This is a genomic window from Methylobacterium sp. 275MFSha3.1 (assembly GCF_900108435.1).
Classification (GTDB): Bacteria; Pseudomonadota; Alphaproteobacteria; order Rhizobiales; family Beijerinckiaceae; genus Methylobacterium.
On record NZ_FNWP01000003.1, the window covers coordinates 16220 to 33823 of the forward strand.

Consider the following 17604-nt stretch of genomic DNA (forward strand, 5'->3'; position numbering starts at 1 on the left):
GGGGGAGTGCCGCATGGGCAGCCTGAAGAACAAGATCGTCAGCGCCGACGAGGCCGCCGCCATCCTGCAGGACGGCGACATGGTCGCGGTCTCGGGCTTCGTCGGGATCGGCACGCCCGACGAGCTGATCCTGGCGCTCGCCCGCCGCTTCGAATCCGGCAACGGCCCGCACGGGATCGGCCTGATGTTCGCCGCCGCCCCCGGCGACGGCAAGGAGCGCGGCCTCAACAAGCTCGCGATCCCGGGCCTCGTACGCCGCGTCGTCGGCGGCCACTGGGCGCTCGTGCCGAAGCTCGGCGCCATGGCGGTGGCGGGCGAGATCGAGGCCTACAACCTGCCGCTCGGCGTGGTCTCGCACCTCTACCGCGAGATCGCCGCCCACACGCCGGGCCACATCACCAAGGTGGGCCTGCGCACCTTCGTCGACCCCCGTCTGGAGGGCGGCAAGCTCAACGCCGTCACGAAGGAGGACCTCGTCAGCGTGGTCGAGCTCGGCGGCGAATCCTGGCTCCACTACAAGGCCTTCCCGGTCAACGTCGCGCTGATCCGCGGCACCACGGCCGACCCGGCCGGCAACATCACCATGGAGCGCGAGGCGCTCACCCTCGACAACCTCGCCGCCGCCATGGCGGCGAAGAACTCGGGCGGCTTCGTGATCGCCCAGGTCGAGCGGCTCGCCGAGGCCGGCTCCCTCAACCCGCGCGAGGTGCAGGTGCCCGGCGTGCTGGTCGATTGCGTGGTGCTGAGCACGCCCGAGAACCACCGCCAGACCTACGGCACGCCCTACAACCACGCCTTCACGGGCCGCCAGCGCGTGCCGCTCGACCGGATCGCCCCGATGGCGCTCGACACCCGCAAGGTCATCGCCCGCCGCTGCGCCTTCGAGCTGCCGCCCGGCGGTGTGGTCAATCTCGGCATCGGCATGCCCGAGGGCGTCGCGGCGGTCGCCGCCGAGGAGCGGGTGCTCAAGTACCTGACGCTCACCGCCGAGCCGGGCGTGATCGGCGGCCTGCCGCAGGGCGGCCTGGATTTCGGCGCCGCCCTGAACCCGGCCGCGGTGCTGCATCAGAACCAGCAGTTCGATTTCTACGACGGCGGCGGCCTCGATCTCGCATGCCTGGGCCTCGCCCAGTGCGACGCCGAGGGCAACGTCAACGTCAGCCGGTTCGGCAAGAAGCTCGCGGGCGCGGGCGGGTTCATCAACATCTCGCAGAACGCCAAGAGCCTCGTCTTCGCCGGCACCTTCACGGCCGACGGCCTCAAGGTGGCCGTGGAGGACGGCGGCATCCGGATCCTCAGCGAGGGCCGCTCGCGGAAATTCATCGCCGCGGTCGAGCAGGTGACGTTCTCGGGGGCCTACGCGGCCGAGCGCGGCCAGCCGGTGCTCTACGTGACCGAGCGCTGCGTGTTCCGGCGGACCCGGGCCGGCATGGAGCTGGTCGAGGTCGCGCCGGGCATCGACATCGCGCGCGACATCCTCGGGCAGATGGGCTTCACCCCGATCGTGCAGGATCCGCAGCCGATGGATCCGCGCCTGTTCCGCGAGTCCGTGATGGCGCTGGAACCCTGGCTGCTGGGCCTCTCGCTGTCGGAGCGGATCAGCTACGACCCGGAGCGCAACATCCTGTTCTCAAACCTCGAGGGCTTCCAGGTCCGGACCATCGACGACGTCGAGCTGGTGCGCCGCGAATACGAGCGCGCCTGCCAGGAGATCGGCAGGAAGGTCCACCTGATCGCCAATTACGACGGGTTCGAGATCGACCCGACGGTGAGCGACGCCTACTTCTCGGCGATCGCCTATCTCGAAAACCGCTATTACGAGACCGCGTCCCGGTATACCACGAGCGCGTTCTTGCGATTGAAACTCGGCGCCTCGTTGGCGAGCCGCGACCTGGCTCCCCATGTCTTCGAGACAAAAGCCGAGGCGCAGGCGAGGAATACGGCCCAGAGCGTGCCTCTCAAGCCGCGGCCCGGCATGTCCCAGCCCGACATGCCGCGGCCGCCGAAGGAACCGTTGGATGCCTGAGTTCGAGACCCCCTCCCTGAAGGACCGCGCCCTGCTGGTCGATGCCTGCCTGATCGGCGGCGCATGGTCGAAGGCCGGTTCCGGTAGCATCGACGTCACCAACCCGGCGACCGGCGCGCTGATCGCCAAGGTGCCGAATGCCGGCGCCGACGAGACCCGGCAGGCGATCAAGGCGGCGCACGAGGCCTACCCGGCGTGGCGCGCCAAGACCGCCAACGAGCGCGCCGTGCTGCTGCGCAAGCTCGCGGCGCTCGTGACCGAGCATCAGGAGGATCTGGCGCAGATCCTCACCGCCGAGCAGGGCAAGTCGCTGACCGAGTCCCGCGGCGAGGTCGCCATGTCGGCCGCCTACGTGCTGTGGTTCGCGGAAGAGGCGCGCCGCGTCTACGGCGACGTGGTCCCCTCCCCCTGGGGCGACCGCAAGATCCTCGTCACCAAGGAGCCGGTCGGCGTCGTGGCGGCGATCACGCCGTGGAACTTCCCGTCCTCGATGATCGCCCGCAAGATCGCCCCGGCTCTGGCCGCCGGCTGCCCGATCGTGATCAAGCCCGCCTCGCAGACCCCGCTCTCGGGCCTCGCCTGGGGCGTGCTGTGCGAGCGCGCCGGCTTCCCGGCCGGCACGGTCTCGATCCTCACCGGCTCGGCCCGCGCCATCGGCGCCGAGATGACCGGCAACCCGCTCGTGAAGAAGATCACGTTCACCGGCTCCACCGAGGTCGGCAAGGTGCTGCTGGAGCAGGCCGCCCACACGGTGAAGAAGGTCTCGATGGAGCTCGGCGGCAACGCGCCCTTCATCGTGTTCGACGACGCCGACCTCGACAAGGCGGTGGCGGGCGCGATGCTCGCCAAGTACCGCAATTCCGGCCAGACCTGCATCTGCACCAACCGGTTCCTGGTGCAGGACGGGATCTACGACGCCTTCGCGGAGAAGATGGCCGAGGCGGCCAACCGCCTGAAGGTCGGCAACGGCGTCGAGGACGGCGTCGCCCAGGGGCCGCTGATCGACATGGCCGCGGTGGAGAAGACCGAGGCCCATATCCGCGACGCCGTGGAGAAGGGCGGTCGGGTGGTGGCGGGCGGCCATCGCCACGCGCTGGGCGGCCAGTTCTTCGAGCCGACGGTGATCACCGGCGCCACCCCCGCCATGGCGGTGGCCCGGGAAGAGACCTTCGGGCCGCTGGCGCCGCTGTTCCGCTTCCGCGACGAGGCGGAGGCGATCCGCATGGCCAACGACACCGAGTACGGGCTCGCCTGCTACTTCTACACCCGCGACCTCGGCCGCACCTTCCGGGTCGCGGAGGCGCTGGAATACGGCATGGTCGGGATCAACGAGGGGATCATCACCACCGAGGTGGCGCCCTTCGGCGGCGTGAAGGAATCCGGCCTCGGCCGCGAGGGCTCGTACCAGGGCATCGAGGATTACCTGAACACCAAGTACCTGTGCGTGGGCGGCCTCGGCGCGTAGGGCCGGGGCACACGCCGGTCCGGATCGGGACCTGACGGGTTCTCCCTCCCCCCGCGCAGGCGGGAGGGAGAACCGGCGGGGCCTACTTTCCGCTCGGCGCAGCGCCGCTGCCCGTGGCGCCGTTGCCCGAGCTGCTGCCGGCGGGGGCGCCGGGCGTGCTGACCCGCGGGCCGCCGCTGGTGCCGGGCGCCATGCCGGCGCCGGTGGACCCGGTGCTCTCCATGGAGCCGGTCCCCGTCCCGGTGCCGCCGACCGCGCCGGACTTGTTGACGTTGCCCTGGTTGGCGCCGCCGGTCTGCGGCGCCTGGGCCAGCGCCGCCCCGGACGTGGCGAGTACCAATGATGTGGCGAGGGCGAGGATCGTCTTCGACATGGGGCCTCCTGACAGGTCGTTGGGCTGTGGTGTGAGGCCAACCCGGGCGCGCCCGGATGGTTCGGTCGCGCCTTCAGCGGGTGCGCGCCTCGCGCCACCCCGTCCAGGGCCAGCGCAGGGCCTCCCCGCCGGCCGCCGGCGCGATCGAGACCGTCGCGGTCCGGCCGCTCACCAGCCGCGGATCCGCCGTGCCGCCGTCGAGGCTGATCCGCACCGGGATGCGCTGGGCGAGGCGCACCCACGAGAAGGTCGGGTTCACGTTCGCGAGCAGGTTGGAGGCGTCGCTGCGGCCGGTCTCGCCGATGCCGCCGGCGATGCTGGCGACGTGGCCGCGGAGCGCCCCGTCCTCGCCCATGAGCTCGACGGTCACGGGCGCGCCGACGCGGATCCGCGGCAGCTTCGTCTCCTCGAAGTAGCCCTCGATCCGGACGGTGTCGCTGTCGATCAGCGCCATGACGCCGCGTCCGGTGGTGACGTAGGCGCCCGGCCGCAGCTCCATGTTGGTGATCCGGCCGTTGACCGGGGCGCGCACCGCCGAGCGCTCCAGGTTGAGCTTGGCGAGGTCGCGATCCGCCAGGCCCTGCTCGTAGGCGGCCCGCGCCGACAGGTCGGCCGCCTTGGCGGCCTCGACCCGCTGCTGCGACACCGCCGCGTCGGAGAGCCTGCTGTAGCGGGCGTAGTCGGCCGCCTCCTGCTCGGCGGTCGCCTTGCGGCCCTCCACCATCGCCTCCGCCTGCCGCAGCCCCAGGCGGAACCGGTCCGGATCGATCCGGAACAGGATGTCGCCCTTCCGCACGACCTGATTGTCCTCCACCAGCACCTCGGTGACGAGGCCGGAGACGTCGGGGGCCACCGCCACCACGTCGGCGCGCACGCGCCCGTCCCGGGTCCAGGGGGCGTCCATGTAATAGTCCCACAGGCCGAGGCCGACGATCAGCGCCGCGGCGACCATGCCGAGGGTGACCAGGAGGCGGCCGAGGGCGGAGAACAGGGCGGTCATGGCAGGGTCCGGTGGGCGAGGGTCACCACGCCGCCGAGCAGGACGACGTAGAGGGCGAGGTCGAAGAGCGGCCGGTGCCAGACGAGGCGGTAGAGGCCGGTCGCCGCGAGCAGGCAGCGCAGCGGCAGGCCGAGGGCGAAGGCCAGCGCCATCCAGAGGGCGAGGCCCGGCACGAACACGCCGCAGAGGTCGATCTCGCCCATCATGCCGCCATCTCCCGGTGGTCCAGGGCTGGCGCCGCCCGGTAGGCCGGCGCGTCGGCGAAGAGCCCGCGGCGCAGGCCGGTGAGGCCGATCAGGGCGGCGCGCCGCTCCGGCGACGGGGCCGCGCCCGCGACGGCGTCGAGCGCCTCGTCCAGCGCCGCGAGCAGCGCCGCGTCCGGCCGGTCGGTCCGGCCGCGCAGCTGGCGCGCCGCCAGCGCGAGGACCCGGTCGACGGTGCTGCGGGCCGGGCCCGTCAGCCGCCGGCGCACCCGGCGGACCTCCACGAGGTTGATGCCCACCCGGACATCGGCCAGCAGGTCGCCCACGGAGGCGGACGTGTCCGCGGGCAGGCTCGCCAGCCGCGGCGCGATCAGGCCGACGCGGTCGAGCATGAGGGCCGCGAGTTCGAGCCCGTGGCCGGTGCCGCGCCCGTCCGCGGCGGCCGCGAGGCTGCGCCGGTTGATCCCGATCAGCCGCCGCGCGCTCCAGCCGGCGCCGACCGAGCGGATCACCCGGGTCACCGCGGCGGCGATCCACATGCCCACCACCGAGGCGATCACCCCGTTGGCGAAGGGCGCGAAGTCCCCGCTGTAGCCGTTCTGGAGGGCCAGCAGGGTCGCGCCGTTCAGCGCCGCGCCCATGCCCATCGGGGCGGTGCGCGGCTGCGTCATCATCAGGCCGCACAGGATCAGGGCCGGCGCGAGCGCGAGGGCCAGCATCTCGAAGGAGGTGGCGAGCGGCAGCACGGCGAACAGGTAGAGGCCCGCGCCGAGGGCGCCGACGATCGCCGAGTTGGCGAAGCTCAGGATCTGCGGCGCGGGATCGTCCTGCGCGGCGAACAGGCAGCAGGCGACCGCGCCCATCATCGGCGCCGCGGAGCCGTCCGGCCAGCCGGTGGCGATCCAGATGGTGCAGCAGGCGAGCAGGCCCGCGAACACCCCGAAGGCCGAGAACGCGGCCAGCCCGTGGTCCCGGTGGCGGATCGACCGGACGCGGGCCGTGTAGGCGAAGGCGAGCGGCGCGCGGGGCGCGGTGCCGGCCGCGAGGTGGCCGCGCAGTGCCCGTAGATCCTGGCGCAGGTCGATGACGTCGCGCAGGCGCGCCGCGAGGCTCGCGAGGAGGAGCGTGTTCCAGTCCGGCGCCCGGCCGAGGGCGGGCTCGAACCCGTCGATCCGGTCGCGCAGCCGCGCGGCGCGATCCGGATCGTCGACCTCGTCGGCGAGCCAGACGGCGAGGTCAGACAGGAAGGCCCGGACCCGCGCCGACAGCGCCCCGGCCTGCTCGAGGGCGGCGACGCGGTCCGCCACGGCGGCGACGATCGGCAGGACCATCAGCATGTGCTGACGGAGGGGCGCGAAGGCCTCGGCGGCGCGCTCCGCGCCCGTCGCCTCGTTGCGCAGGGCGAGGCCGAGGGCGTCGAGGCCGATCGCGTCCGAGGCGAGGCGCAGGCGCCGGCCCTGGCTCGGCCCCGCGGCCTCCGGCGCGCGGGCGGCCGCGAGGGCGCTCCGGATCCAGGCCCGGGCCTCCGCCGACCAGTCGTTCAGCCGTCCGACGATGAGCGGGGCCGCCGATTGCGGCAGGATCAGCGTGGCGGCGAGGCTGGCGCAGACGATACCGAGGGAGATCTCCTCGGCCCGCCCCACCGCCGTGTCGAAGATCGCCCCGGGATCGTCGACGGCGGGGAAACCGATCAGCGCCGCCGTGTAGCCGGCGAGCATCGGCAGGTAGCTCGCGGGGGTCCGGTCGAGGAGGGAGACGTAGAGGCAGAGCGCGACCCAGAGCGCCACCGCGAGGCTCAGCAGGAGCGGCGCGTTCACGAGGTTCGGCACCAGCACGACGCTGACCGCCGCGCCGAGCACGGTGCCGCAGACCCGGTACGCGGCCTTCGCGCGCGTCGCGCCGGAGAGGACCTGGCTGGTGATGTAGACGGTGCCGAGGGCCCAGTAGGGCCGCGGCAGGTCGATCCAGAGCGCGAGGTACAGGGCGAGCATCGCCGCCGCGTAGGTCTTCAGCGCGAAGGCCCAGTCGCGCCATCCGGGGAGGGTCACGACACCGGCTCCGGCTCGCGCGCGGCCCCGACGGCGGAGCGGCGCCGGTGGCGGCCGGTGGTCAGGAGGACGTGGGTGTCGATCTGTTGCAGTCGCCCGCGCGTCGTCGGACCATCGATGCCGGTCACAACCTGATCCACCGTCGCGAGGAGCCGGCGAAGTCACCGGATCAATCGGCTCGCACGCCGATAGATAGCCTCATATCGATCTCCATTGAGGGATGCCGCGAGGGGGTCAGGGATGCGTCAGATGAATGAGTCGACCCATGACTTGGGTTTGTTCTGCGGCAGGCGCATATGATCCGGTCGCTGCACGGGGCGCGTCCGGACGCGCAGCCGCGGTCGCGGCAATCCCCGAGCCGCAGGCCGGATCCCGCGATCGCGTCGTCAGGCCGAGTGGCTGTTGTGGATCTGGTCGAAGTCGAGGGACGCTGTGTCGATCACGATCTGCGTGCGGCTGATGACCTCGAGCTTGCGCAGGATCTCCGAGACGTGCGCCTTCACGGTCGAGTCGCCGACCTGGAGCTCGTGGGCGATCTGCTTGTTGAGCTTGCCCTGACGGATCATCATCAGGACCCGCAATTGCTGCGGCGTCAGCCGGGCGAGGCGCTCGGCCAGCGGCGCCTTCTTGGACCGGGGCGCGGGCGCGCCGGCCTCGGCGAGCCCGGGCGGCAGGAACAGCGCCCCGCTCATCACCTCGGTGATCGCCCGGGTGAGCGTCGCCTTGTCCATGGCCTTGGGGACGAAGCCCGCCGCCCCGTGCTGCAGGGCCTCGCGGACGATGCGCGGATCCTCGTGGCCGGAGACGATCAGGATCGGGATGCGCGGGAAGCTCGCCCGGATCGTGATCAGCCCGTCGAAGCCGGTGACGCCCCGCATCGACAGGTCGAGGAGCGTCAGGTCGATGCCGCGGTTCGCGGCCAGCACCGCGCAGGCCGCCTCGATCCCGTCGGCCTCGTGCAGCACCGCGTCCGGGTTTGCGAGGCGGATCGTGGCCGCCAGGGCGTCGCGGAACAGCGGGTGGTCATCGACGATCAGGAGATGCACGGAGACCTCGGTCCTTCGCTCGAGATCCTCACAGGATCCGCCGAATACGCGGGCGGGAGGTCCGAAGGTGATCGATGCGGCCCCGGGGCGCAAGCGGGTGTTGAGACGACAGCCCGGCCCCGGGACCTGGGCGTGCCGGCCCGCGGGGACCGGCACGCTTTCGGTTGCGGGCCCTCAGCGCGACGCCACCGTCTTCGGCAGCTTGAACGCCCAGAAGCTGCCGCCCTGGTTGATGCCGGCGGTGGACTTGGCGACCTCGCCGCCCCAGAGCGGAACCGCGCCGCCCCAGCCGGCCGCGACGCCGACCCACTGCTCGCCGTCCTGCTCCCAGGTGATCGGCGAGGAGACCACGCCGGTCCCGACCTGGAACTTCCAGACCTCCTCGCCGGTCTTGGCGTCGAAGGCCTTCAGGAAGCCCTCCGGTGTGCCGGTGAAGACGAGGTTGCCAGCCGTGGTGAGCACGCCGGCCCAGAGCGGGGCCTTGTTCTTGTACTCCCACACGACCTTGCCGGAGGCCGGGTCGATCGCCTTGAGCGAGCCGATATGGTCGTCGAAGACCGGCTTGATGGTGAAGCCGGCGCCGAGGTAGGCGGCACCCTTCTTGTAGTTCACCGGCTCGTTCCAGATATCCATGCCCCACTCGTTGGAGGGCACGTAGAACAGCTTGGTGTCGGGGCTGTAGCCGATCGGCATCCAGTTCTTGCCGCCGAGGAAGCTCGGCACCGCGAAGACCGACTTGCCCTTCTTGTCGTCGCCGGTCGCCTTGCTCGGGTCGCCGGGGCGGTTCTCCTCGTTGTAGATCGGGCGGCCGTTCTCATCGATGCCCTTGGCCCAGTTGATCTTCTCGACGAACGGCGTCGCCGAGATGAACTTCCCGTTGGTCCGGTCGAGGACATAGAAGAAGCCGTTGCGGTCGGCGGTGGCGCCGGCCTTGATGGTCTTGCCGCCCTTGTTCAGGTCGAACGGCACGAACTCGTTGACGCCGTCGAAGTCCCAGCCGTCGTGCGGGGTCGTCTGGAAGCCCCAGACGATCTCGCCGTTGTCGGGGTTGAGGGCGAGTCGCGAGGAGGTCCACTTGTTGTCGCCCGGCCGGAGCCAGGAGTTCCAAGGGCCGGGGTTGCCGGTGCCGAAGTAGATCAGGTTGGTCTCGGGATCGTAGGTGCCGCCGAGCCACGTGGCGCCGCCGCCGAACTTCCACATGTCGCCGGGCCAGCTCTCGTTGACCTTGCCGGTCATGGTCGAGGGCTTGCCGTTGAGCTCGCCCATGTGGCCCTCGATCACGGGGCGCTTCCACACGACCTCGCCGGTCTCGGCGTCGCGGGCCTCGATGCGCCCGATCACGCCGAACTCGCCGCCCGACACACCGGTGATGATCTTGCCCTTCACGATGATCGGGGCGGCCGTGTAGCTGTAGCCGGCCTTGAAGTCGTCGATCTCCTTCCGCCAGACGACCTTGCCGGTCTTGGTGTTGAGCGCGACGAGCTTGGCGTCGAGCGTGCCGAAGTAGACGTTGTCCTTGTAGAGCGCGGCGCCGCGGTTCACCACGTCGCAGCAGGGCAGGATGCCCTCCGGCAGGCGGGCGTCGTACTCCCACTTCTTCTCGCCGCTGCGGGAATCGATCGCGTACATGCGCGAGTACGAGCCCGTGACGTAGATGATGCCGTCCTTGACCAGCGCCTGGCTCTCCTGGCCGCGCTGCTTCTCGCCGCCGAACGAGAACGACCACGCCGGGACGAGGCCCTTGATGTTGTCGCGGTTGAGCGTCTTCAGCGGGCTGAAGCGCTGGGCCTGCGGGCCGAGGCCGTAGGTGACCACGTCGCCGGGCGTCTTGGCGTCGTTGATGATGTCCTGCTCGGTGACCCCCTGGGCCATGGCCGGCAGGGCGCCGCCCGCCACGAGGGCGGCGACGCCCACCGCGGCGAGGAACCGGGTCCGCATTCTCATGACGTGTCCTCCGTGGTCGGCCCCGGTCCGTGTGGCCGGGGCATCCGGGTTTCGACGCGGGCCGCACGAGTCGCGGGGCGCCCCCTTGGAGATCGAGGCTATCGATGTTCTCAGAGAAGTCTTATTGGCCATTGGTCCAATAAGGCCATTCTTCGGTCTGGCGAATGAAATGTATTCGCCGAGATCGGCGCCCAAATCGGCACGGATCTGCGGGACATCCCATGCGGGAAATCTGATGTTCGTCCGTCATCGCGAGCGCAGCGAGGCGACCCAGGGCGGCGCAGCATCCCACGATGGCGCGCTGCCTGGATTGCTTCGCTCCGCTCGCGAAGACGGAGGCGGTCAGTACCCTTTCGGCGGCGCGTACGTGACGCCGTAGCTCTCGCAGATCGCCCTGAGCCGACCCTCCGCGTTCAGTGCCGTGATCGCGTCCCCGACTGCGTAGGCGAGGTCGCGGGAATCGGTCCTCACCGCGCCGCCGATCTCCCAGCGGGTCTTCACCAGCCCCGTCGACGGGACCGTGGCGATCGGGTTGTCGTCCTTCGGGGCGTTCGCGGCGGACAGGGCCGCCTCGATCGCCGCGCGGCTCCCGGCCAGGATCGGCGCCTCGCCGGCGAGGTAGGCCTTCGCGGCCTCCTCGAAGCTCCTGTAATGCTTCAGGTTCGGGCGGAAGCGGCCGCCCTGGGCGGTCAGCAGCATCAGGTCGGCGGCGCCCGTACCCTCCAGCGCGACGCTCCGGTCGCCGATGTCGTCGAGGCTGTCGAAGCCGTCCAGCGCGCCCTTCCGGTACGCGAAGGCGATCTCCTGCTCGAAGTACGGCGCGGTGAGGAACACCTGCTCGTTGCGCAGGGCGAGCTGCCGGTCGGTGGGCACGTGCAGCATCAGGTCGGCGAGCGGCGTGCCGGCGAGGTCGCCGCGCCACAGGGTCAGGCGCAGGTCGCCGTCGACGTTCTCGCCGGCGTCGACCACGCGCAGGTCGAGCTTCACCTTGAGCCTGTCGGCGATCGCGCGGGCGAGATCGACGTCGATCCCGCGGGGCTTGCCGGTCTCCTCCCCGGAGAACGGCGCGTTGTCGCCGTAGACCGCCACACGCAGGGTGCCGTCGGCCACGACCTGGTCCAGGGGGCGCGCGGCCGCCTCCGGCTGGAACCGGAGGGCCGCGAGCAGGCCGCAGGCGAGGAGGAGCCGCGCGCTACTCCTCATGCTTCGACTCGATGTAGCTCCGGATCGCCCACAGGCCCTCCTGCGAGATCACACCCTCGAAGGCCGGCATCTTGGTCACGCCGTTGATGACGGCGCCGTGCTTCATGCGCTCGACGAAGTACTCGTCGCCCTCCTTGCCCTGCGGCAGGTAGCGCAGGTCCGGGGCGAGGCCGCCGGAGATCATCTCCAGGCCGTGGCAGCGGGCGCAGTTCTGGTTGAAGCCCGAGGCGCCGATCGCGATGGCGTGCTTGTCGCCCTTGTAGGGGTTCTCGGCGACCCACTCGGCGCCCAGCGGCTTGAGGCCGTCGGTGTTGACCGGCTGGGGCTGGACGTCGCCGTGCCCGAGGGCGCCGCCGGCCGCCAGCGCCAGTCCCAGCGCCGCGAGCACGCCGCCCGCCGCCGTCTTCATCGTGCGCATCCGCCCCTCCCGTCGTCGTTGCACGACGGTTAGCAAGTACCGGGCGGCGGACCCATTATGCTTTGGTACGGATCGGCCAGATTAGCGCCATCGACGACTTGTGTTGCACTGCATCAAACCCGGTTTGTGCACCTTGGTCTAATATCGGAGGGCGCTACTCCGCTCCTAGACTCCCGGCCAAAGACGAGCGCCGCGGGGCTGGAGGAGACGGGCGGGGATGGTGTCCTCCGGTGCGCGGCGGCCCGGGATGCGCGGCGGGCCATGGGCCGGCCTGCGGCGCGCCGTCGTGCTGGCGGCCGTGGCGGCCATGGCGACCCTGGCGCCGGTCGCGCAGGGGCGGGCCGCGCCCGCGCCGGCGGGCCCGCCCCTGACGATCCGCTACCTGGAGCGGCGGGTCGAGCGGCCGGCGCCGCTGAACAACGAGGACCCGATCCCCGACGACGAGGGCGCCAAGGGCGCGGAACTCGGCCTGCGCGATTCCAACGCCACCGGCCGGTTCCTCGGCCTCGGCTTCGACCTCGGCACCACGATCGTCGAGCCGGGCGCCGACATCCGCCAGGCCTTCCGGGACCTCCCCGACCGGCGCTTCGTGGTGCTCAACGCCCCGGCCGCCGACGTTCTCGCGCTCGCCGACCTGCCGGAGGCGAAGGGCAGCGTGCTCCTCAACATCGGCGCCCCGGACACGCGCCTGCGCGACGCCGATTGCCGAAGGAACCTGCTCCACATCCTGCCGTCCCGCGCCATGCTGTCCGACGCGCTGGTGCAGTTCCTGGCGTTCAAGCGCTGGACCCGGATCCTGCTGGTGACCGGGCCGGCGCCGGGCGACGCGCTCTTCGCCGAGGCGCTGCGGCGCAGCGCGAGGAAGTTCGGCGCGCGGATCGTCGCCGAGTCGCGCTACGACCCGCAGGGCGGCGACGTCCGCGACACGGCCCTGCGCGAGTTCGCCCTGCCGACCCGCGGGCCCGAGCACGACGTGGTCGCGGTGGCCGACGAGGCCGGCGCGTTCGGCGCGAGCCTCAACTACAACACCGCCTCGCCCCGGCCCCTCGTCGGCACGCAGGGCCTCGCGCCGGCCGCCTGGGGGCGGCCCGTGGAGGCCTGGGCCGCCGTGCAGCTCCAGGGGCGGTTCCGCAAGCTCGCCGGGCGCGCCATGCGGCCCGTCGACTGGGCCGGCTGGATGGCGGTGCACGCCGTCGGCGAGGCGGCCGTGAAGGCGCGCAGCACCGACCCCGCGTCGGTCCGCGCCGCCCTGACGGCGCCCGGCTTCGAGATCGGCGGCTTCAAGGGCCGCCCCCTGAGCTTCCGCGCCTGGGACGGGCAGCTGCGCCAGCCGGTCTTCCTGCTCTGGCCCGGGGCCGTCACCGCGACGGCGCCGATCGAGGGCTTCCTCCACCACCGCACGGAACTCGACACGCTCGGCCTCGACGCGCCCGAGAGTGCCTGCCGCGCCTTCTCGGGGACGTCAGAATGACCCGGCTCGCCGCCCTCGCGCTGCTGCTCTGCCTCGCGGGCCCCGCGCGGGCCGAGGAGATCTTCGTCTCGAACGAGCGCGACAACACCGTCTCGGTGATCGACGGCGACAGCCTGGAGGTGCTGCGCACCTTCCCGGTCGGCCGTCGGCCCCGCGGGCTGACCTTCTCGCGCGACGGGCGGTCGCTCTACGTCTGCGCCAGCGACTCCGACGCCGTGCAGGTGATCGACCCGGAGACCGGGCAGGTGCGGCACGACCTGCCCTCGGGCGAGGACCCGGAGCAGTTCGCCCTGGCGCCCGACGGGCGCACCCTGTTCATCGCCAACGAGGAGAACGCCACCACCACGGTGGTCGACGCGCAGACCCGCCGGGTGCTGGCGCAGATCGACGTCGGCATCGAGCCGGAGGGCGTCGCGGTCAGCCCGGACGGGCGCACGGCCGTCACGACCTCCGAGACGACCAACATGGTCCACTGGATCGACACGCAGACCCTCGCGGCCGTGGACGCGACGCCGGTCGGGCAGCGGCCGCGCTTCGCCGCCTTCACGGCCGACGGGTCCCGGCTGTGGGCGTCCTCGGAGATCGGCGGCACCGTGTCGGTGATCGACGTCGCCACCCGCGCGGTGATCGCGACGATCGAATTCGCCGTGAAGGGGATCGCGGCCGACCGGATCCAGCCGGTGGGCATCCAGATGGCCAAGGACGGGCGCCACGCCTTCGTGGCGCTGGGGCCGTCCGACCGGGTCGCCGTGGTGGATACCGCGACCTACCGGGTGGAGAGCTACATCCTGGTCGGCCGCCGGGTCTGGCAGCTCGCGCTCAACGCGGCGGGCACGCGGCTCTTCACCACCAACGGCGTCTCCGGCGACGTGACGGTGATCGACGCCGCGACGTTCCGGCCGATCAAGACCGTGAAGGTCGGCCGCTTCCCCTGGGGCGCGGCGGCGCGGCCGATGCCTTCGGCGCAGGCGACGGACGGGCGCGCCGCCGGTGCGGTGCCGTGACTCGTCCGCAGTCCGGAGCGCGGGTCCCCTCTCCCGTTCGGAAGCGGGACAGGGTGAGGGACGTGCGGCATCCGGGACAGGCTCTCCCGGCCCGCACGTCGACAGCGTGCTCCATCCTCGACGTCCCGATCCCTCACCCTGTCCCTCTCCCGAACGGGACAGGGGCCCGGTCGCGCACTGCCGCCGGCGTCCGTGCTCGGTCCGGATGGGTGACCGACGCGGCCAGGGGCGGAGGGAGGGATAAGGCGCGGCCGCTGCGGAGCGCAGCGTCTCCCAGGCCGCCCGCACCGCGCACCGCCCTGGCCCGGGGCGCGGGCCTGCTCCTGCGCGCCGCGCTGCTCCTTCTCGCCCTGCTCCTGCCGTCCCTCTCGGCCCGGTCCGGCCAGCTCGATCGCGCGGGCGTCGAACGCCACTTCCCGCCCCCGCTGGTGGTCGGCGAGAAGGACGACAGGCTCCCGGTCTGGCCGATCCTGAAGCAGCAGGCCGGGTCCTACGAGGTCTTCGCCTACGCGTTCGAATCCGTCGACCTCGCGCCGATCCCGGGCTTCGGGGGCACGCCCCCCGACCTGCTGATCGCGCTCGCCCCCGACGGCACCTTCCGGGACGTGACGGTGCTCTCGCACCACGAGCCGGTCTTCCTCGAGGGGCTCGGCCCGGAGCCGCTCCTCGCCTTCGTCGAGCAGTATGCCGGCCTGTCGGCCCGGCAGGCGATCCGGGTCGGGCGGCCCAACGCGCGGGCCGCCGGCGCCGCGCCGCAGACCACCGTCGACGGCATCTCCATGGCCACCGCCTCGACCCGGGTGATCAACCAGTCGATCCTGGCCTCGGCGCTGGCGGTCGCCCGCGCGAAGCTCGGCTTCGGGGCGGCCAATGTCGGCCTGAAGGTCGAGGCGAAGCCCGACCTCTACGAGCCCCTGACCCTGGCCGAGCTTCTTGCCCGGGGCTGGGTCCGGCGGTTGACGGTCACGAACGCGGACGCCGCCGCGGCCTTCCGGGGCACCGGCGTGGCCGATCCGTCCGAGGGTCCGGCCGATGCCGTGCTGACCGACCTCTACGTCGCCGCCCTGGACCCGCCCTCGATCGGCCGCAACCTGCTGGGGCCGGCGCGCTACGACGCGCTCATGCGCGAGCTCGGTCCCGGAAACCACGCCGTGATGGTCGTCAGCGCCGGGCCGGAGGACGCGCCCGAGAACCCGGTCGGCGACCGGTTCGTGCTGGGCGCCGTCCCCGACCGGCTGGCGATCGGCCAGGCCGGCCTGATCGTGAACGCCCGCGACATGGCGGTGGAGCGCCGCGACGCCGGCCTCGCCGAGGGGCTGCCGCCCGGCCCCTGGACGATCCTGCGGATCGACCAGGCCGCCGGCTTCGACCCGTCCTCGCCCTGGGTGCTGACCGAGACGATCGTCCGCGAGCGCGGGCAGATCCTGTCGGAGAAGATCGCCCGGACCTTCACGGTCGAGACCGCCCTGCCCGCCGACCTGTTCACGCGGGTCCGGCCCGATGACGGGCCGAGCTGGACCGACCCCTGGCGGGCCCGGGCGCCCGAACTCGCGCTGATCGGGCTGATGCTCGCGGTGCTGGTGCCGGTCCTGAGCCGCCAGCGCGGGCTGGTGGCGGACCAGCGCCGCTTCACCCTCTTCCGCCTCGGCTTCCTGGCGCTGACGCTTGGCTTCGTCGGCTGGTACGCGCAGGCGCAACTCTCGATCGTGACCCTCGTCGGCCTCGTGCGGGCCGCCACCGTGACCCACGACCTCGCCTTCCTGCTCTACGACCCGCCCTCGCTGGTGCTCTGGGCCTTCGCGCTCGCCGCCCTGGTCGCCTGGGGGCGCGGCACGTTCTGCGGCTGGCTCTGCCCCTTCGGCGCGCTGCAGGAACTCGTCGCGCTGCTCGCCCGGCCGCTGCGCATCCGCCCGGTCGCGGTGCCGCCCGGCCTCGACCGGCCGCTGCGGTCGCTGAAATACGTCGTGCTCGCCGGCATCCTCGGTGCCGCCGCCGCGGGGTCGCCCCTCGCCGACACCCTGTCCGAGATCGAGCCGTTCAAGACCGCCGTCACCCTGTACTTCGTCCGGGCGTGGCCGTTCGTCGCCTACGGGGCCGGGCTGCTGGTGCTCAACCTGCTCGTCTACAAGGGCTTCTGCCGCTACCTGTGCCCGCTCGGCGCCGCCCTCGCCCTCCTCGGGCGGGTCCGCGTCCTCGACTGGATCCCGCGCCGGGCGGAGTGCGGCTCGCCGTGCCAGCTCTGCAAGGTTCGCTGCCGCTACGGCGCCATCGCGCCCTCCGGCCGGGTCGACTACGCCGAGTGCTTCCAGTGCATGGAGTGCGTGACGATCATCCACGATCCCGGGCAGTGCGTGCCGCAGGTCGTGGCGCGCAAGCGGGGCCGCCGCGCCGCGCCCCGGCCGGTGACCGTCGGATGAGCGCGCCGCCGCCCTTCGCGCCGGCCCGGCGCCGGCTCCTCGTCGGGGCCGCGGGGCTGGCCGCGCTCGGCGGCGTCGCGGCGTTCCGCGCCGCCGCGGCGTCGCGCGGGCTGGCGCTGCGCACCCGCGCCGGCCTCGCCTTCGGCACCACCGTGGCCCTGACCGCCGCCGGGCCCGACCCGTCCGCGGTCGAGTCTGCGCTCGACGACGGGTTCGCGGCGATGCGCGCCGTGGAGGCGGCCGCCAGCCTGTTCCGGGCCGACAGCGCCCTGGCCCGCCTCAACCGGGACGGGTCCCTCGAGGCGCCCGACCCGCACCTGCTCGCCCTGCTGCGCTTCGCCCTCGCCCTCGCGGCCGAGACCGGCGGCGCCTTCGACCCGACCGTCCAGCCGCTCTGGCCGGTCTGGGCCGGCGCGGCCGCCCGCGGCGAGCGCCCCGGGGCGGAGGCCCTGCGGGGGGCCCTGTCGCGGGTCGGCTGGCGGCGCGTGCGGGTCGCGACGGACCGGATCGTCCTGGAGCCCGGGACGGCCCTGACGCTGAACGCCTTGATCCAGGGCTACGCGGCCGACCAGGTCATGGCGGCTTTCCGGGCGCGCGGCATCGACGACGCCTTCGTGGATACCGGCGAGTTCGGTGCTGCCGGCGCGCATCCGGACGGCACGCCCTGGCGCCTCGGGCTGGCCGATCCCCGCCATCCCGGCGACATCGCCGCCGTCATCGCCCCGTTCACCGGCTTCGCCGCGACCTCGGGCGACTACAACATGAGCTTCTCGGACGACCGCACCGACCACCACATCTTCGACCCGGCCACCGGCCGGTCGCCGCGCGGCCTGTCGTCGGTGACGGTCACCGCGCCGACGGGGCTCGTCGCCGACGGGCTGTCGACCGCCTGCATGGTCCTGGGCCGCGCGCGCGGCGCGGACCTCGTCGCGGCCCGTCCGGGCTGCGCCGTGCGCTTCACCGGGAAGGGCTGACACATCCGGCCC

15 protein-coding genes are annotated in these 17604 nt (G+C 72.6%); 6 read left to right on the forward strand and 9 right to left on the reverse strand.

Going from position 1 to position 17604, the window contains the following annotated elements:
- The first annotated feature begins 13 nt into the window (after window positions 1–13).
- Entirely contained in the window at window positions 14–2026 is a 2013-nt protein-coding gene (locus tag BLW78_RS02980) for an acyl CoA:acetate/3-ketoacid CoA transferase (protein ID WP_091676540.1), read from the forward strand.
- Complete coding sequence (locus BLW78_RS02985; RefSeq protein ID WP_020095068.1) at window positions 2019–3491, forward strand: NAD-dependent succinate-semialdehyde dehydrogenase; 1473 nt, start codon at window positions 2019–2021, stop codon at window positions 3489–3491. Before BLW78_RS02980 ends, BLW78_RS02985 begins: the two co-directional genes overlap by 8 nt.
- Window positions 3492–3573: 82 nt before the next feature.
- Here BLW78_RS02985 and BLW78_RS02990 read toward each other — a convergent pair whose 3' ends face one another.
- The 9 genes from BLW78_RS02990 to pedF form a co-directional block, all read right to left on the reverse strand.
- The gene (locus tag BLW78_RS02990; protein ID WP_091676543.1) at window positions 3574–3864 is read right to left on the reverse strand and encodes a hypothetical protein; all 291 of its coding nucleotides are present in this window, start codon (window positions 3862–3864) and stop codon (window positions 3574–3576) included.
- Window positions 3865–3937: 73 nt separating this feature from the next.
- A complete protein-coding gene (locus BLW78_RS02995) occupies window positions 3938–4864 on the reverse strand; it encodes an efflux RND transporter periplasmic adaptor subunit (RefSeq protein ID WP_091676544.1) in 927 nt (308 codons plus the stop codon).
- On the reverse strand, window positions 4861–5070 hold the full coding sequence (locus tag BLW78_RS03000; RefSeq protein WP_091676547.1) for a DUF1656 domain-containing protein: 210 nt from the start codon (window positions 5068–5070) through the stop codon (window positions 4861–4863). The genes BLW78_RS02995 and BLW78_RS03000 overlap by 4 nt, the downstream gene beginning before the upstream one ends.
- Entirely contained in the window at window positions 5067–7115 is a 2049-nt protein-coding gene (locus BLW78_RS03005) for an FUSC family protein (RefSeq protein WP_091676550.1), read from the reverse strand. Before BLW78_RS03005 ends, BLW78_RS03000 begins: the two co-directional genes overlap by 4 nt.
- Window positions 7112–7243 carry a hypothetical protein gene (locus BLW78_RS31970; RefSeq protein WP_280142447.1) on the reverse strand — a complete coding sequence of 44 codons (132 nt, stop codon included), beginning with the start codon at window positions 7241–7243 and terminating at the stop codon, window positions 7112–7114. Before BLW78_RS31970 ends, BLW78_RS03005 begins: the two co-directional genes overlap by 4 nt.
- A 258-nt stretch (window positions 7244–7501) precedes the next feature.
- The gene (locus BLW78_RS03015; protein ID WP_091676553.1) at window positions 7502–8161 is read right to left on the reverse strand and encodes a response regulator; all 660 of its coding nucleotides are present in this window, start codon (window positions 8159–8161) and stop codon (window positions 7502–7504) included.
- A 174-nt stretch (window positions 8162–8335) separates the two neighbouring features.
- On the reverse strand, window positions 8336–10105 hold the full coding sequence (locus BLW78_RS03020; protein WP_056527719.1) for a PQQ-dependent methanol/ethanol family dehydrogenase: 1770 nt from the start codon (window positions 10103–10105) through the stop codon (window positions 8336–8338).
- 342 nt (window positions 10106–10447) lie between these two features.
- Window positions 10448–11308 (reverse strand): substrate-binding periplasmic protein, encoded by an 861-nt coding sequence (locus tag BLW78_RS03025; protein WP_091676556.1) that lies wholly within the window; start codon window positions 11306–11308, stop codon window positions 10448–10450.
- On the reverse strand, window positions 11298–11726 hold the full coding sequence (pedF, locus tag BLW78_RS03030) for a cytochrome c-550 PedF (protein WP_244526752.1): 429 nt from the start codon (window positions 11724–11726) through the stop codon (window positions 11298–11300). Before pedF ends, BLW78_RS03025 begins: the two co-directional genes overlap by 11 nt.
- A 217-nt stretch (window positions 11727–11943) precedes the next feature.
- Between pedF and BLW78_RS03035 the strand changes: the two genes are divergently transcribed.
- The 4 genes from BLW78_RS03035 to BLW78_RS03050 all read left to right on the forward strand — a co-directional run bounded on the left by BLW78_RS03035 (window position 11944) and on the right by BLW78_RS03050 (window position 17592).
- Window positions 11944–13197 carry an ABC transporter substrate-binding protein gene (locus tag BLW78_RS03035; RefSeq protein ID WP_091676562.1) on the forward strand — a complete coding sequence of 418 codons (1254 nt, stop codon included), beginning with the start codon at window positions 11944–11946 and terminating at the stop codon, window positions 13195–13197.
- Complete coding sequence (locus BLW78_RS03040) at window positions 13194–14201, forward strand: YVTN family beta-propeller repeat protein (RefSeq protein WP_091676566.1); 1008 nt, start codon at window positions 13194–13196, stop codon at window positions 14199–14201. The genes BLW78_RS03035 and BLW78_RS03040 overlap by 4 nt, the downstream gene beginning before the upstream one ends.
- 317 nt (window positions 14202–14518) lie before the next feature.
- The gene (locus BLW78_RS03045) at window positions 14519–16618 is read left to right on the forward strand and encodes a 4Fe-4S binding protein (RefSeq protein ID WP_170855087.1); all 2100 of its coding nucleotides are present in this window, start codon (window positions 14519–14521) and stop codon (window positions 16616–16618) included.
- Complete coding sequence (locus BLW78_RS03050) at window positions 16615–17592, forward strand: FAD:protein FMN transferase (RefSeq protein WP_091676569.1); 978 nt, start codon at window positions 16615–16617, stop codon at window positions 17590–17592. Before BLW78_RS03045 ends, BLW78_RS03050 begins: the two co-directional genes overlap by 4 nt.
- The last annotated feature ends 12 nt before the right edge of the window (window positions 17593–17604 follow it).

What these genes read in the sequence shown, in the direction of transcription:
- BLW78_RS02980 (WP_091676540.1), top strand. Translation starts at nt 14, where the DNA reads ATGGGCAGCCTGAAGAACAAGATCGTCAGCGCCGACGAGGCCGCCGCC.
- BLW78_RS02985 (WP_020095068.1), top strand. Translation starts at nt 2,019, where the DNA reads ATGCCTGAGTTCGAGACCCCCTCCCTGAAGGACCGCGCCCTGCTGGTC.
- BLW78_RS02990 (WP_091676543.1), bottom strand. Translation starts at nt 3,864, where the DNA reads ATGTCGAAGACGATCCTCGCCCTCGCCACATCATTGGTACTCGCCACG.
- BLW78_RS02995 (WP_091676544.1), bottom strand. Translation starts at nt 4,864, where the DNA reads ATGACCGCCCTGTTCTCCGCCCTCGGCCGCCTCCTGGTCACCCTCGGC.
- BLW78_RS03000 (WP_091676547.1), bottom strand. Translation starts at nt 5,070, where the DNA reads ATGATGGGCGAGATCGACCTCTGCGGCGTGTTCGTGCCGGGCCTCGCC.
- BLW78_RS03020 (WP_056527719.1), bottom strand. Translation starts at nt 10,105, where the DNA reads ATGAGAATGCGGACCCGGTTCCTCGCCGCGGTGGGCGTCGCCGCCCTC.
- BLW78_RS03025 (WP_091676556.1), bottom strand. Translation starts at nt 11,308, where the DNA reads ATGAGGAGTAGCGCGCGGCTCCTCCTCGCCTGCGGCCTGCTCGCGGCC.
- pedF (WP_244526752.1), bottom strand. Translation starts at nt 11,726, where the DNA reads ATGCGCACGATGAAGACGGCGGCGGGCGGCGTGCTCGCGGCGCTGGGA.
- BLW78_RS03035 (WP_091676562.1), top strand. Translation starts at nt 11,944, where the DNA reads ATGGTGTCCTCCGGTGCGCGGCGGCCCGGGATGCGCGGCGGGCCATGG.
- BLW78_RS03040 (WP_091676566.1), top strand. Translation starts at nt 13,194, where the DNA reads ATGACCCGGCTCGCCGCCCTCGCGCTGCTGCTCTGCCTCGCGGGCCCC.
- BLW78_RS03050 (WP_091676569.1), top strand. Translation starts at nt 16,615, where the DNA reads ATGAGCGCGCCGCCGCCCTTCGCGCCGGCCCGGCGCCGGCTCCTCGTC.